We start from the raw sequence: 15382 nt of genomic DNA, 5'->3' as shown, positions 1-15382 counted from the left end.
GACCATAGGTCGTCCGGGATGACGGAGCGCGCCGGGCAATCGCCTGCACTCAGCCCCGGCCGGCGGGAAAGGTCAGCGGCGAGATCTCGAGATGGTCTCGCTTGGCCCAGTCGAGACCCTTGACGTTGGGCTCGGCCCGGCGCTGCGCCTCCTCCAGTTCGGCGGCAGCGCTGGCATAATCCATGGTCAGCACCTTGCCGTTCTCCACCACCGTGACGCCGTCGACGATCACGGTCGTCACCGCGCGCTCGCCCGCCGCATAGATCAGGCTGCGGAGCGGATCGCGCAGCGGGCGCATCATCGGATGGGTGACGTCGACCAGCACGATGTCGGCTTTCGCGCCCTTGGCGAGCCGGCCGATATCGTCGCGGCCGAGCGCCTTGGCGCTGCCCAGCGTCGCTGCGTTGAAAGCGTCCGAGGTCCGCACGTCATAGACGTCCTCGGCCATCATGCGCGAGCCGATGCAGACGGCGCGCAATTCCTCCAGCATGTGGTGGGGATAGGTGTCGGTGCCGATACCGACATTGATGCCGGCAGCGACATATTGCCCGAAGCTCTGCATCGCGATGCCGCGGCGCTGGAACACGATCGGGCAATGCGCGACATTGGTGCCGGTTTCGACCAGCGCGCCCATATCGTCGGTCGCCGGCCACTTCACCGAGGAGTGATGGTCGAGGAAGATGCCGTGGCCGATGATCGAGAACGGCCCGAGCACGTCGAGCTCCTCCAGCCACTCCACCGGCGTCATCCCGTGCCGGCGCGTGATCTCATGAAATTCGACCACGCTCTGGGCGGCATGGATCTGGAAGGGGAGTTTTCGCGTCTCCGCCTCCTCATAGCTCGCCTGGATCAGTTCGGGCGTGCAGGTGTCGATCTGCGAGGGCGAGACCATGCCTGAGAGCCTGCCCGTTGCGTCGGTCGCAACCTGGTCCAGCAGTTTCATGGCCTGCGCCATCGCCTTCTCGCCGGCTCTGGCATCCCACTCATATTTCGCCAGATGGCCGTTATCGGTGTACCAGCGCGCCGAGCGGTACATCGGCGCGAACACGGCGCGAAGGCCCGAGGCCTTGAAGGTCTCGAACCAGCCGTCCCAGGCGGCGGACATGTCGACCAGCGTGGTGACGCCCGACATCAGCAGTTCGGAATAAGTCACCTGCGCGCAGGGCTTGACGCCTGCTGCGTCGCAGCGGAACAGCGGCATGAACTCGTAGAGCGCCGTGCCGTACATCTTGGCGCTGCCGAGCTCGTCGTTCCAGCCCTTGCACATCGCCTCCGAGGAGGGGTGCGAGTGGATGTTGACGAGACCGGGCATGACCATCTTGCCGCGCCCGTCGATCGTCGCATCGGCCTTGCCCTTATAGCTGCCGCCGACCTGCAGGATGCGGTCGCCCTCATAGGCGACATCGCCATCGCGCAGATAGACATGGCCCTTGGCCTTGGCGTCGTAGGCGACGATCCAGCTGGCGTTGCGGATAAGGGTGATCGGCATGGGCTGGGCTCCGGCGTGGCTGGACTTGAAATGGCAGGCTCTTCCCTTCTCCCACCCATCTCGGGCTTGCCCGAGATGGGCAACCCTAAGTGTCAAAGTCGGCAACAGCCGACTTTGATGCGGGAGAAGGTGGCTCGGCAAAGCCGAGACGGATGAGGGGGCTCCGTGCGCTATCCGGACGGCGTTGCAAGAGCCAGCCGGCAACCGTTGCGCGCCCCCTCACCCCAACCCTATCCCGCGAGGGGAGAGGGAGTAGGATGGCGCTTCTCGCGCCCTTACCTGACGAACTTCAGGTCCAGCCCCTTATACAGCCCGCAACCATAGATGTTGTGGGCCTTGAAGGGGGCGAGCCTTGCCGAGGCCGCGATCTTCATCGGCTCGTGATAGAGCGGCAGCCAGACCGCCGCCTCATGCACCTTCGTCAGAACCTCGCCATAGGCGGCCGCGCGGTCGGCTTCGTTCAGCGCGGTGATGCCCTTGGTCAGCAATTCGTCCGTCGCCGGGTCCTTCCAGTTCATCCGGTTGGGAGTCGGTGCATTGGCCGAGGGGAAATACAGGTTCAGCGCATCGCCGGCCGAGATGTAGGGGAAGCTCATCCCGAACATGTCGAACTCCTGCGTCGCCATCTTGCCCCAGGCGATGGTGGCATCGAAGAGCTGGACCCTGAGATCGACGCCGATCTTGCGCAGATCGCCCTGGATCGCCTCCATCAGCTTCTGCCAGGTCGAGCCGGTGAAGCCATAGACGACCGGCGAGAGCTTCTTGCCGTCCTTCATGCGGAAGCCGTCGGGCCCCTTCACCCAACCCGCCGCGTCGAGGATCTTGTTGGCCTCGGCGACATTGGTCTTGATCAGGTTCGGCGTCAGCGCCTTGTTCCAGTCCAGCGCCTCGGTCGAGATATAGCTATAGGCCGGCTCGACCTCGCCGAAATAGAGGTTCTCGGCGATCGCCTTCTGATCGACGGCCATCACCATCGCCTTGCGCACGGCCGGATCGCTGACGCCCTCCTTGTCGATTTTGAAACCTACGAAATAGGTCCAGAACGCCTCCTTCGACTCGACGATCCTGAGGTTCTTGTTGGCGCGCATCTGGGCCATGCCGGAATAGGGCACATATTGCGTCACCTGGGTCTGGCCGGTCATCACCGCAGCCAGGCGGGTGTTGTCCTCCGGCACGATGCGCCAGACGATCTCCTCGATCTGCGCCGGCCCGGTGTTCTGATAGATCGGCGGGCCCCATTTATAGGCGGCGTGGCGCTTCAGCCGGAACTCGTTGCGCGGCTTCCAGTCACCCCAGCAATAGGGGCCGGTGCCGTTGAAGCCTTTGACCCCGAAATCGGCGCCGAGCGCCTCGACATTGGCCTTGTCGACGACGACAGCGAAGCTCTGGGTGAGCTGGTAGAGCAATTCCGAGAACGGCGCCTTGAGCTTGTATTCGACCGTGTAATCATCGGTTGCGACGATGTCCTCGATCTTGCCGGCGCGCCAGGCCACGGGCGAGCGCGTCGCGGGATCGATCCAGCGCTTGATCGAATAGACCACATCCTGCGCCGTCAGCTTCTTGCCGTCACAGAAGGAGACGTCGTTGCGCAGCTTGAAGGTGTAGGTCTTGCCGTCAGGCGCCATCGTCCAGGAGGTGGCGAGGCCGGGCTTGATCGTCGCCATGTCGTGGTCGAGCGAGACCAGCGTGTCGGCCATCATGAAGAGGACTTCGGAGGCCGAGCGCGCCGTCGAGCGATGCGGATCATAGCGGTCGCTGTCGACCTCGCGCACGATGGTGAGGCTGGCATTGGAGCCTTGCGCGAGCGCCGGGCCGGCAAAGGCAGCAAGGCCGAGGCAGGCCCCCATGACGATGGATTTCAGCTCTCTCACGATCTTTGTCCCCTTTGTTATGAATTTAAGTGTCGGTGGCGCGCCTCACATGTTCCTCATGCGCGGATCGAGCAGATCGCGCAGCGCATCGCCAAGCAGGTTCACGCAGAGCACGATCGCGATGATCGTGAGGCTCGGCAGCAGCGAGATATGCGGCGCAAAGAACAAGGCGTCGCGCCCGAGCGAGGCCATCATGCCGAGCTCCGCCTCGGGCGGGCGCACGCCCAGCCCCAGGAACGACAGCGCCGCCCCGATCAGGATGATCTGGCCGAAGCGCAGCGTCATGAAGACGAAGACCGGCGAGATGCAGTTCAGCGCCAGATAGCGCCAGATCAGCGTTCTGTCCGGCAGGCCGAGCGCACGGCCGGCCTCCATGTAATCCTGCCCCATCACCACGATCGCGGCGCTGCGGGTGATACGCGCGACATCCGGCACGGTAGCGATCGAGAGCGCGATCACGATGGCCGTCAGCCCGGGACCGACGACGGCGGCGAGCGCCAGCCCCAGCAGGATAGCGGGGAAGGACAAAAGGATGTCGGCTGAGCGCATCACATAAGGATCGAGCCGCCGGTAGAAGGCGCCGAGCAAGCCCAGCATCGCGCCGAGCCCGCCGCCGAGGATGATCGAGGCCAACCCCATCACCAGCGTCAATCGCGTCCCGTAGAGCAGGCGCGAGAGCATGTCGCGCCCCTGCCCGTCGGTGCCGAGCCAGTATTGCGGCAGCGAACCCTCGCTCCAGCGCGGCGGAATGAAGGGGCGGCGCGTCGTTTCATAGGGGTCGAAGGGCGCAAGCCAGGGCGCGAACAAAGCCGCGAGCACGATCGTCAGAAGGATGATCGCTGCCGCCAAGGCGAGCTTGTCGCCAAGGATCCGCCGCCAGATCGGCGAAAGCCAGCTCCGTTGCACCGTCACCGGCGCGGCCTGGGTCGTCAGGTCAGCCATGGCTCTCGACCCTCGGATCGAGCACGGCATAGAGCATGTCGACGATCAGGTTGATCACCAGGAAGGCCAGCGCCAGCACCAGGATCGCGCCTTGCGCCAGGGGGAAATCGCTCGCCAGGATCGCCCCGACCGCGAGCCGCCCGACGCCCGGCCAGGAATAGATCGTCTCGGTGACGACCGCGCCGCCGAGCAGATAGCCGGCCTGAAGGCCGATCAGCGTCACCACCGGAATCAAGGCGTTGCGCAGCACATGCTGGAGGATGACGGTGCGCTCGGCCAATCCCTTGGCGCGGGCGGTGCGGACATGGTCGGCGTTCAGCACTTCGAGCGCGGCGGTCCGCGTCATCCGCGCGATCGGCCCGATGAAGACCAGCCCGAGCGTCAGCGCCGGCAGCACGATCGAGGCGAGCCCCTCCAGGCTCCAGAGCGGCCCGCCGCGCCCGATGAAGGGCAGCAGCTCCCAGTGGTAACCGATATACTGCATCAGGATCAGCCCGATGAAGAACACCGGCGTCGAGACGCCGGCGACCGAAACCGCGATCACCAGCCGGTCGAGCAGGCGTCCGCGATAGACCGCAGCGATCGTCCCGAGCGCGATGCCCAGCGGCACCGCCCAGACCAGGCAGGCGAACATCAGCTCGGCGGTCGGGCCGATCGCCTCGGCCAGCTCCGTGGTGACGCGGGTGTTCGAGATCAGCGAGACGCCGAGATCGCCCTGCAGCACGCGCCCCATATAGATCGCGAACTGAACGATGATCGGCCGATCGAGCCCCATATCCTGCCTGATCTGCGCGACCAGCTCGGGGCTCGCCATCGGCCCGGCGATGATCGCGGCGGGATCCGCGGGGACAAGCTGCAGCAGCAGGAAACCGAAGAGCAGCACGCCGAACAGCACCGGCACCGAAAGGGCGAGGCGCGAGGCGACGTGGTTCAGCATCGACGAGCGCCCCCCGTCATTGCGAGGAGCGAGGCGACGAAGCAATCCAGCGGCGGCCGGGCTCTACGCCCTTCCGAATTGCTTAGCTGCGCTCGCAATGACGACGCCATCACGCCTCCGCCTCGTACACGACCTTGCCCTCGATGATCGTCAGGTCGCAGCGGGTCTCGTGCAAGAGCTGTTCCGGCGTCGCCTTGGAGAGGTCGCGCGAGAATACGGCGACATCGGCAGCCATGCCCGGCAGCAGCCGGCCGCGATGTGTCTCAGAGCGATTCACATAAGCGCCGAAATCGGTGTAGGCCGCGATCACCTCGTCGATCGTCAGGGTCTGGTCGCCGCCGATCACCGTCCCGCGCGAGCTCTTGCGGGTCAGCATGGTGTAGATGTTGGGCCAGATATTCGCGTCGCAGACCGGCGCGTCGGAGGAGGCCGCGGGCTTCAGACCCGCCGCGATCCAGTCGCGCATCGGGTAGCTCTCGCTGGCGCGCTTCTCTTCGAGCACCGAGAGATAGAGATCGCCGAAATCATAGATGAAGACCGGCTGCGGCACCGGCTCGATGCCGAGCCGGGCCATGCGGGCGATCTGCTCGGGCGAATTGAAGCCGCAATGCTCGATGCGATGGCGGCGGTCGGGATCGGGATGGTCGTTGAGCCCCGCCTCCATCGCATTCAGCGTCTGCTCGATCGCGGCATCGCCGATGGCATGAACCGCGAGTTGATAGCCCCTGGCGTGATAATCGCGCGTCAGCGCGTCCATCTCGGGGTCGGTCAGGCAGAAGATGCCGCTGGTCTCGGGCTCGCCGAGATAAGGCTCGCTCATCGCCGCGGTGCGCCCTCCGGCCGAACCGTCGGTGAAGATCTTGACCGGGCCGACGCTGAGCCAGTCGTCGCCCGCGCCGGTGACGAGACCGTCGGCAAAGCATTGCTCGACGATGCCGTTATGCCCGCCAAGCAGGCACATATTGGTGCGCACCGGCAGGCGGCCCGTGCGCTGCGCCGTGCGATAGGCCGCGACCTCGCGGTAATAGGAGCGGATGCCGACGGCCGCATCCATCACGCTGGTGATACCGAAGGAGTTGCAATAGCGCCCGGCGCGCTCGATCGCCGCGACCAGCTCCTCATCGGTCGGGTCCGGGATCACAGCCTTGATCGGGTCGCGCCCGTTCTCGGCCATCAGGCCGGTGAGCGAGCCGTTGACCTGCTCGATCGCGCCACCCGGCGGCACCGGCGTCGCCTCGGTGATGCCGGCGATCTTCAGGGCCATCGAATTGGCGACCGAGAGATGGCCGCAGGCACGCACGATATAGACGGGGTTGTTCGGCGCGGCCTTGTCGAGCTCGGTGCGATGCGGATGGCGCTTCACGTCGAGCTCGAACTGGTCGTAGCCGCGCGCCAGGATCCATTCGCCCGGCTTCACCTCGGTGGCGCGCTTCGCAATCATCTCCAGCAGGCCGTCGAGCGTGCGCACGACGCGCGGCCGGATGTCGAGCTCCAGCATGGTCAGCCCGAGCGGCAGCAGATGCAGATGCGCCTCGTAGAGGCCCGGCGTCGCCGTCCGGCCGGCAAGCTCGATCACCTTGGTGGCGGGACCGATCAATGGCGCCATCTCGGCGGGCGTGCCTGTCGCGAGCACCCTGCCGGCCCAGAGCGCCACCGCCGTAGCATATCCTTCTCTCAAACCGAGATAGACCGGCCCGTTCTGCAGGACCATGTCGGCTTTCGGAAACGCGACCATCGATTTCGTTCCTCCCGGTACGAAATCATGGCCGCTTCACGACAGCCGGGCAATCCGCGCGGCGCGCGAATTTTCGGCGCGCCTGCGCAAGATTCTGCCGCCGGTCGATCCGGCACCTTGGAGGAACGCGCGGGAATTCGCTAGAGCCGGATGACTTCAGCTGGGCTCACAAAGTGATCCCAGCTGAAGTCTGAATCCGTCTCTCATCTAAAAGTGAGAGCAGGATCAATGCGAAAAACCGGTTCCCACTTTTTCGCATCCTGCTCTACGACGAGTTGACTGGCGTGGCTGTCGAGAACCGGGGCGCGGCGGACATGTGTCCGTGAGCACCGGAAGCACAAGCGGCCGCGTCAGACGACCGTCCCGGTAGAATTCACGCCAGCTCGAACTTGATCTCCTGCGCGCCTTCCCACAGCGTCTTGCGGCCGAGCGTGTAGAGGTTTTCCAGTCCCGAGGTCAGCGTGATGAAGTGGTTGCCGGCGAGCTGGCCCATCTTGCTGGCGAAATGCACGCCGCCATAGGCGAGCAGGATCTCGGTCTCGCTGATGCCGCCGGGATAGAGGATGATCTGGCCAGGCGCCGGGTAGCTGGTGTGGTTCTCGTAGCCGACGCCGAAATCGAGATCGCCGAGCGGCATCCAGACGCCCTCGCCGCTCCAGCGCACATGCACGATCTTGCTCTCGAACGGCATGTGCCGGAGGAAGGCGGCGCAGGTCTTGGGTGCGGCTTCCAGCTCGAGCTTGGCTTCGAAGGTGAAGGGGCCGGCGGTGACGATCAGCTTGGTCATGGAAATCTCTGTCTCTCGAAACGGCTTCGGAGGGTGATTGCCCGTTTGGCCAGGCTTTCGCAAGACCCGGGTGCTCGTCATGACGGCCGACAGGATTACGAGATCGCCTCCTTGAGGTCGAGCGTGCCGGCCTTGCCGATCGCCTCGTAATTGCGCTTGAGCCAGCGCTTGGCCGCCGCCCGGCCCATGTCGCGCAGGCGCAGCAGGAAGTCCCAATCCGCATTCATCCGCGAGGACGAGGTCAGCTCTGCCAAGGGCGGCCCGCCATCGATCCGGTGCATCAGCACGCGCTTGTACTCGTCGGTCGGCAGCTTGCCGCCGTCGACGAGCTTGTTGACGAAGTCGATCGCGCGCAGTTCGCGCAAAAGCGAGGCGTTGAAGGTGATCTCGTTCAGCCGGTCCTGGATCGCGCGGGCATTGGTGGGCAGTTCCTTGCGCTGCAGCGGGTTGATCTGCACCAGCATGATGTCGTCGCAATGGGCCTCGTAGAACAGCGGGAACAGCGCCGGATTGCCCATATAGCCACCGTCCCAATAGGCCTCGCCTGCGATCTCGACCGCCTGGAACAGCATCGGCAGGCAGGCCGAGGCCATCAGATGGTCGGGGCTCAATTCCGCACCGGTGAAGACCTTGATCTTGCCGGTGCGGACATTGGTCGCGGCGATGAAGAGCTTGACGTCCTGGCTCGCGCGGACCTTCTCGAAATCGATCAGGTCGGCGATGACGCCGCGCAGCGGGTTGATGTTGAGCGGGTTGACGTCGTAGGGGCTCGCGACCTTCGAGAACAATTCGAACCAGATCATGCCGGGCGGCGTGCCGTTACTGCCCCAGGCACCGAGCATGGTGTCGATCAGCGAGCGCTCCGAGCCGCCATATTTGCCGTCGACACTGATCGCCCGCCAGAAGCTTTCGAGCTTGGCGCGCGCGCCTTCCGCGCCGCCTTCGAGCCAGCCCTCGCTCAGCACGACGGCGTTCATCGCGCCGGCGCTGGTCCCCGACAGCGCCTCGATCGCCAGCCGCCCATCCTCCAGGATCGCGTCGAGCACACCCCAGGTGAAGGCGCCATGCGCGCCTCCGCCCTGGAGCGCCAGCGAGACGGTCTTCTCGGCCTTGGGGCCGGCGAGCCCCTTGACCCGCGCCGAGCTGCGCCTGCGCCGACCGGTCACGCCGCGGTCCAGCCGCCATCTATCGGCAAAATCGTGCCGGTGATCGACTTCGCCGCATCCGTGCACAGGAAGACTGCGAGCGCTGCGACCTGCTCGACCGTGACGAACTCCTTGGTCGGCTGCGCCGTCAGCAGCACGTCGTTGATGACCTGCTCCTTGGTCATGTTGCGCGCCTTCATCGTGTCGGGGATCTGCTTCTCGACCAGCGGCGTCCAGACATAGCCGGGCGCGATCGCGTTCACGGTGATGCCGTTGGTCGCGACTTCCAGCGCCACCGTCTTGGTCAGGCCGGCGATGCCATGCTTGGCCGAGACATAGGCGGATTTGAAGGGCGAGGCGACGAAGGCATGCGCCGAGGCCGTATTGATGATCCGGCCCCAGCCCTTCGCCTTCATCTTCGGCAGCGCCGCGCGGGTGGTATGGAAGGCCGAGGTCAGGTTGATCGCGATGATCATGTCCCAGGTCGCGATCGGGAATTCCTCGATCGGGGCGACATGCTGGATGCCGGCATTGTTGACGAGGATGTCGACCGCCCCGAAAGCGGCCTCGGCCTGGGCGATCATACCGGCGATCTGGTCGGGCTTGGTCATGTCGGCGGGCGAGAACAACGCCTTGACGCCGAACTCGCTTTCGAGCCCGGAACGGAGCTTTTCGGCGTCGTCAGCGGGCAGGATGCCGTTGATGACGAGATTCGCGCCTTCCTTGGCGAGCGCATGGGCATAGGCGAGGCCGATGCCTGAGGTCGAGCCGGTGATCACGGCGCAGCGGTCTTTGAGGAACATGAACGTCAAGGCTCCTGACATTAGGGATAGAAATGCTTAGGTTCGGTGCCGAGCGGGCGATATGTCAGTGACCGGAAAAGGGTCGCGGCGCGGCGCCTGATGACCTATTGCAACGCAACATGACCAAAATGCAGCCACACGCACACGATCATGACGGCGCTGACGATGCAATCTGCCGGCATGCGCATGACCATCGCAATCATGCAGCCCAGGCCCTGGCCCGGGCCGAGCATCTCTGCCGCGAGCGCGGTCTCAGGCTGACGCCGATCCGCCGTAAGGCGCTGGAGGCGCTGCATGCCGACCACCGCCCCGTCGGAGCCTATGATCTGGCCGACCGCATCTCGCCGGCCGGCGGACGCCGTCTCGCGCCGATCTCGATCTATCGCGCGCTCGATTTTCTGGTCGAGCAGGGCTTCGTCCACCGGCTCTCCTCGCGCAACGCCTATATCGCCTGCCTGCACGGCCATGGCGCCGACGAGGTCGTCGCCTTCCTGATCTGCGAGGCCTGCGGCGGCGTCGACGAAGATTCGTCGCCCGCCATGAAGAAGGCCGTGGCGGCGATCGCGCAGACGCGACAGTTTTCCCCCTCGCATCAGGTGGTCGAGATCGTCGGCCGCTGCGAGCATTGCCGGAGCGTTCAAGGATGAACGAGCGCGTGTCGCCTCCCTGCCTTCCCGATCAGGCCGGACCGCAGCCGCGCCGACTGACCGTGCCGGTCCAGGTCGGCCCCGTCACCGTCGGCGGCGGGGCGCCGATCGTCGTGCAATCGATGACCAACACCGACACCGCCGATATCGCGGGCACGATCGCGCAGGTCGCGGCGCTCGCCCGGCAGGGTTCGGAGCTCGTCCGCATCACGGTCGACCGCGACGAGGCCGCCGCCGCCGTCCCGCATATTCGTGAGCGGCTCGACCGCATCGGTATCGACGTGCCGCTCGTCGGCGATTTCCACTATATCGGCCACAAGCTGCTGACCGACCATCCCGCCTGCGCCGAGGCGCTGGCGAAATACCGCATCAACCCCGGCAATGTCGGCTTCAAGGACAAGAAGGACCGGCAGTTCGGCCAGATCGTCGAGCTCGCGATCAAACATGGCAAGGCCGTGCGCATCGGCGCGAACTGGGGCTCGCTCGACCAGGAATTGCTGACCGTCCTGATGGACGAGAACGCCGTCTCGGCCACCCCGCTCGACGCCCGCGCCGTGATGCGCGAAGCGATGGTGCAGTCCGCCCTCCTCTCTGCGCAGCGCGCCGAGGAGATCGGATTGGGCCGGGACCGCATTATCCTTTCGGCCAAGGTCTCGGGCGTGCAGGATCTGATCGCGGTCTACCGCATGCTGGCCAACCGGGCCGACTACGCCATCCATCTCGGCCTCACCGAAGCCGGCATGGGCTCGAAGGGCCTCGTCGCCTCCTCGGCCGCGCTCGGCATCCTGCTGCAGGAGGGCATCGGCGACACGATCCGCTTCTCGCTGACGCCTGAGCCCGGCGGCGACCGCACGCTCGAGGTCAAGGCCGCGCAGGAATTGCTCCAGACCATGGGCTTCCGCGCCTTCGTGCCGCTGGTGGCGGCCTGCCCCGGCTGCGGCCGCACCACCTCGACTGTGTTCCAGGAACTGGCACGGGACATCCAGAGCTGGATCTCGAGCTCCATGCCGGAATGGAAGACGCGTTATCCCGGTGTCGAGACACTGAACGTCGCGGTGATGGGGTGCATCGTCAACGGACCCGGCGAGTCCAAACATGCCGATATCGGCATCTCGCTGCCCGGCACGGGCGAGGCGCCGGTTGCCCCCGTTTTCGTCGACGGCCGCAAGGTCACGACCCTGCGCGGCCCCGCCATCGCCGCCGAATTCAAGACAATGGTCGATGGCTATATCGCGCGGCGTTATGGTGGGTTGAGCGATGCGGCGCAGTGAGATCGAACCGGCACGCCTTTGCGCGCCGGCCTGCTTGTGTTAGACGCCCCGGCCTTTCGCTGCACCGCAGCGCGCGCGGAGATCCCTAATGGGGCATGATCAGCCGAATCCACCGACCACACGGCCGGAGGATTCCCGTTTCGGCCTCGATGATGGTCATGGTGGCGCGAGCAAGCACGGCCATTCGACCAACAGCTTCGCGGTCCTGGCGCTGGGCGCGCTCGGCGTCGTCTATGGCGATATCGGCACGAGCCCGCTCTACGCCCTGCGCGAGACGGTTCTGGCCGCGACCGCGGCCCATGGCGCGCTGACCAATGCCGCAGCCAACGCGCCGGTGCCGCGCGACATCGTCATCGGCGTGCTGTCGCTGATCCTGTGGTCTCTCGTCATCGTCGTCACGCTGAAATACGTGCTGCTGCTGATGCGTGCCGACAATAATGGCGAAGGCGGCATCCTGACGCTGGTCGCCCTGGCCCAGCGTGGCCTGGGCCGCATGCGCGGCGGCTTCGTGTTGTTTTTGGGAATGGCGGGCGCGGCGCTGTTCTATGGCGACGCGGTCATCACGCCGGCGATCTCGGTGCTCTCGGCTGTCGAGGGCATCAAGCTGGTGACATCGGCGCTGGACGACTATGTGATCTGGATCGCCTCGATCATCCTGATCGTCCTGTTCATGGTGCAGAGCGGCGGCACCGAAAAGGTCGCGAATTTCTTCGGCCCCGTCATGCTGGTCTGGTTCGTGGCGCTGGCGGGCCTGGGCATCTATCACATCGCCGACGAACTGACCGTGCTCACCTCGGTGAACCCCTATTACGGCCTGCGCTTCTTCGTCGACCATCCCACAGTGTCGCTGGCCGTGCTCGGCTCGGTCTGCCTGGCCGTCACGGGCGCCGAGGCGCTCTATGCCGATATGGGCCATTTCGGCCGCGGGCCGATTCAGAGCGCCTGGATCTGGCTGGTGTTTCCCTCGCTCTGGCTGAACTATCTTGGCCAGGGCGCGCTCATCCTCTCAGACCCTTCTGCGATCGACAATCCGTTCTACAAGCTCGCGCCGGACTTCCTGATCCTGCCGCTCGTCATCCTGGCGACGATCGCGACCATCATCGCGAGCCAAGCGGTGATCACCGGAGCCTTCTCGCTGACGCGTCAGGCGATCCAGCTCGGGCTGTTGCCCCGGCTCGAGATCAGACACACCTCCGAGCACACCTCCGGGCAGATCTACATCCCGCGCATCAACTGGATGCTGCTCGTCGTCGTGCTGATCCTAGTCTTCGCCTTCCGGACTTCGTCCAACCTCTCGCACGCCTACGGCATCGCCGTGTTCGGCACCATGGTGGTGAGCTCGCTGCTCGCCTTCATCGTGATTCGCCGCAACTGGGGCTGGAGCCTGCCGGCGACGGTGGCGCTGATCGTGCCGTTCCTGGTCATCGACGTCGCCTTCTTCGCCGCCAACATGCTGAAGCTGTTCAGCGGCGGCTACATGCCGGTGCTGCTGGCGATCTTCCTGGTCGTGCTGATGTGGAGCTGGGTGCGCGGCACCAAGATCCTGTTCGACAAGACGCGCAAGACCGACGTGCCGCTGCTTGAACTCGTCGGCATGCTGTCGAAGAGCCCACCCGTGCGCGTCAAGGGCATGGCGGTGTTCCTGACAAGCGATCCCGAGACGGCGCCCGCCTCGCTGCTGCACAATCTCAAGCACAACAAGGTGCTGCATGAGCGCAATGTGATCCTGACCGTGCGCTCGGCCGACACGCCGCGCGTCGCCGACGAGGAGCGCGTCAGGCTCTCGCGGATCACCGACGATTTCTGGCGGGTCGAGATGGTCTACGGCTATATGGAGAGCCCCAACATCCCCAAGGGGCTCGCCGTGCTGCGCAAGCAGGGCTTCAAATTCGACATCATGTCGACCTCGTTCTTCCTGTCGCGCCGCTCGATCAAGGCCTCGCCGCAATCGGGCATGCCGATCTGGCAGGACAAGCTCTTCATCAGCCTGACCAAGAGCGCGACCGACGCCACGAGCTTCTTCCAGATCCCGACCGGCCGCGTCGTCGAGGTCGGCACGCAGGTCTCGGTCTGAGGACTGCACATCTCCACCTTTCAGCCCCCATCCTGAGGAGCGGCCATCGGGCCGCGTCTCGAAGGATGCTCCAGTGCCTTCTGAAACATCCTTCGAGACGCCGCTTTCGCGGCTCCTCAGGATGAGGGCTGAGGGTTAGAGGGTCGCAAGCAGGCAGGCTTCAATCCAGCCGCGCCGAGCCCTCGGGCACATGCCTGACCCGCTCCCGGTAGAGCAGGTACAGCCCCGAGGCGATGACGATGGTCGCGCCGACGAAGGTCCAGCGGTCCGGCCACTGGCCGAAAGCGAACCAGCCGAGCGCGATCATCCAGACGATCTGCGAATAGATGAAGGGTGCAAGCACTGTCGCCGGCGCGAGCCGATGCGCCAGAATCAGCAGCCAATGGCCGAAGCCACCGAGCACCCCGGTCGCGAGCATCAGCAACCAGACCAGCGGGCTTTGCGGCATCGTCCAGAAGAACGGGATCAAGGGCAGCATGGCGAGCGTGCCGGCGACGCCCGAATAGACCATCGTCGTCTCCGGCGGATCGAAGGCGGCAAGCTTGCGCGTCGCCAACGAATAGAACGAGTAACAGACGCAGCCGAGCACGCTGAGCAGGGCGGCAGGATGCATCCCGCCGAAGCCCGGCCGGGTGATCACCAGCACGCCGAGAAAACCGACGCCGATGGCGATCAGCCGGCGCGGGCCCGGCCATTCCCCCAGGAGCGGGCCGGAGACCAGCGCCACCAGGAGTGGTCCCGCGAACATGATCGAGACGGTCTCGGCGAGCTGGAGATATTTGACCGCGATGAAATTCAGCATCGTCGAGCCCAGCAGCAGCAGCGAGCGGACCGCCTGGAGCCAGGGCCGTTGCGTCCGCAGGATGCCGGGGTGGCTCCACGGATTGAGCAGCAGGCAGACCAGCGCCATGCTGCCGGCATAGCGGGCGAACACCACCTGCACCGGATCCATCGAGGCCGACAGCCATTTCGCGCTGGCATCGAGCATGGCGAAGCACAACACGGCCCCACACATCAGCGCGATCGCGGCCAGTCGCGTGCCACTGGTTTCCGGAGTGTGGGGATGGGCGGCCAAGAAAGGTTCCGTCATGCGCTGGCAGAATGCCAGAGGCAGATTTAACCGTTTTACGGCCTCAAGCCAGTCGATGGCTGCATGCAATCCATGCGCGTATCAGCCGTCGCTGTCGGCCTCGTCACCATCGACATCGCTATCCTCGATCTCGACGCCGGCTTTCGACAATCCTTTGGCGGCTTTGCGGAGAAGCTTGCGCAGCTGCTTGCGCTCCTTCGCGTCGAGACGTTCGAGCAACTCGTCCTCGACCTGGTTCCAGACCGCGTCCAGCGTCGCGGCGGTCTTCTGGCCGAGTTCGGTCAGCGCGACCTGAACCAGGCGTCCGTCGCGGCTGCCGCCCTCGCGCGTGACGAGCCCCTGCAACGAAAGCCGGCCGATCGTCTTGGAGACCGTCGGCGGCTTGACCCGGAGCAGGGTCGCAAGCTCGCCCATTGTCATCGGCGCGGGCTGCAGCGCCTTCAGCGCCTGCTCCTGGCCCGGAAACAGGCCAAGCGCGTTGAGCCGTTCGCCCATCCGCGCGCGATGCAGCCGCGCGGTCACGAGCAGGGCACGGCCGACGCTCTTCTCCAGCGACTTGGTCATGAGCCGGTCCTTGCTAATGGTTTAGGC

The 15382-nt window shown here is 65.4% G+C and carries 13 protein-coding genes; 3 read left to right on the top strand and 10 right to left on the bottom strand.

What is annotated here, in order from left to right:
* Nucleotides 1-49 precede the first annotated feature (49 nt).
* The 8 genes from ACSQ3P_RS18430 to ACSQ3P_RS18395 form a co-directional block, all read right to left on the bottom strand.
* Entirely contained in the window at nucleotides 50-1489 is a 1440-nt protein-coding gene (locus ACSQ3P_RS18430; protein WP_436166961.1) for an amidohydrolase family protein, read from the bottom strand.
* Between the two features lie 275 nt (nucleotides 1490-1764).
* The gene (locus tag ACSQ3P_RS18425; RefSeq protein WP_436166960.1) at nucleotides 1765-3360 is read right to left on the bottom strand and encodes an ABC transporter substrate-binding protein; all 1596 of its coding nucleotides are present in this window, start codon (nucleotides 3358-3360) and stop codon (nucleotides 1765-1767) included.
* Between the two features lie 45 nt (nucleotides 3361-3405).
* Nucleotides 3406-4302: an ABC transporter permease gene (locus tag ACSQ3P_RS18420; RefSeq protein WP_436166959.1), complete on the bottom strand. Its 897-nt coding sequence runs from the start codon at nucleotides 4300-4302 to the stop codon at nucleotides 3406-3408.
* Nucleotides 4295-5239: an ABC transporter permease gene (locus tag ACSQ3P_RS18415; RefSeq protein ID WP_436166958.1), complete on the bottom strand. Its 945-nt coding sequence runs from the start codon at nucleotides 5237-5239 to the stop codon at nucleotides 4295-4297. Before ACSQ3P_RS18415 ends, ACSQ3P_RS18420 begins: the two co-directional genes overlap by 8 nt.
* 109 nt (nucleotides 5240-5348) lie before the next feature.
* On the bottom strand, nucleotides 5349-6974 hold the full coding sequence (locus ACSQ3P_RS18410; protein WP_436166957.1) for an amidohydrolase: 1626 nt from the start codon (nucleotides 6972-6974) through the stop codon (nucleotides 5349-5351).
* Nucleotides 6975-7347: 373 nt separating this feature from the next.
* Nucleotides 7348-7761 carry a DUF3830 family protein gene (locus ACSQ3P_RS18405; RefSeq protein WP_436166956.1) on the bottom strand — a complete coding sequence of 138 codons (414 nt, stop codon included), beginning with the start codon at nucleotides 7759-7761 and terminating at the stop codon, nucleotides 7348-7350.
* A 95-nt stretch (nucleotides 7762-7856) separates the two neighbouring features.
* A complete protein-coding gene (locus tag ACSQ3P_RS18400; protein ID WP_436166955.1) occupies nucleotides 7857-8927 on the bottom strand; it encodes a patatin-like phospholipase family protein in 1071 nt (356 codons plus the stop codon).
* Entirely contained in the window at nucleotides 8924-9709 is a 786-nt protein-coding gene (locus ACSQ3P_RS18395) for a 3-hydroxybutyrate dehydrogenase (protein WP_436166954.1), read from the bottom strand. The genes ACSQ3P_RS18400 and ACSQ3P_RS18395 overlap by 4 nt, the downstream gene beginning before the upstream one ends.
* Nucleotides 9710-9837: 128 nt before the next feature.
* Between ACSQ3P_RS18395 and ACSQ3P_RS18390 the strand changes: the two genes are divergently transcribed.
* The 3 genes from ACSQ3P_RS18390 (at nucleotide 9838) to ACSQ3P_RS18380 (ending at nucleotide 13701) form a co-directional block, all read left to right on the top strand.
* On the top strand, nucleotides 9838-10356 hold the full coding sequence (locus ACSQ3P_RS18390; RefSeq protein WP_069693329.1) for a Fur family transcriptional regulator: 519 nt from the start codon (nucleotides 9838-9840) through the stop codon (nucleotides 10354-10356).
* Entirely contained in the window at nucleotides 10353-11627 is a 1275-nt protein-coding gene (gene ispG, locus ACSQ3P_RS18385) for a flavodoxin-dependent (E)-4-hydroxy-3-methylbut-2-enyl-diphosphate synthase (protein WP_436166953.1), read from the top strand. The genes ACSQ3P_RS18390 and ispG overlap by 4 nt, the downstream gene beginning before the upstream one ends.
* Nucleotides 11628-11715: 88 nt before the next feature.
* Nucleotides 11716-13701: a potassium transporter Kup gene (locus ACSQ3P_RS18380; RefSeq protein WP_436166952.1), complete on the top strand. Its 1986-nt coding sequence runs from the start codon at nucleotides 11716-11718 to the stop codon at nucleotides 13699-13701.
* Nucleotides 13702-13861: 160 nt separating this feature from the next.
* Here ACSQ3P_RS18380 and ACSQ3P_RS18375 read toward each other — a convergent pair whose 3' ends face one another.
* Nucleotides 13862-14776 carry a DMT family transporter gene (locus ACSQ3P_RS18375; RefSeq protein WP_436166951.1) on the bottom strand — a complete coding sequence of 305 codons (915 nt, stop codon included), beginning with the start codon at nucleotides 14774-14776 and terminating at the stop codon, nucleotides 13862-13864.
* A gap of 96 nt (nucleotides 14777-14872) precedes the next feature.
* The gene (locus ACSQ3P_RS18370) at nucleotides 14873-15355 is read right to left on the bottom strand and encodes a MarR family winged helix-turn-helix transcriptional regulator (RefSeq protein WP_103718449.1); all 483 of its coding nucleotides are present in this window, start codon (nucleotides 15353-15355) and stop codon (nucleotides 14873-14875) included.
* Between the last annotated feature and the right edge of the window lie 27 nt (nucleotides 15356-15382).

The organism is Allobosea sp. LjRoot9, assembly GCF_964252745.1.
Lineage (GTDB): Bacteria > Pseudomonadota > Alphaproteobacteria > Rhizobiales > Beijerinckiaceae > Allobosea.
Note: the sequence above shows the minus strand (reverse complement) of the source record. Positions and strands in the feature narration are given on the sequence as shown.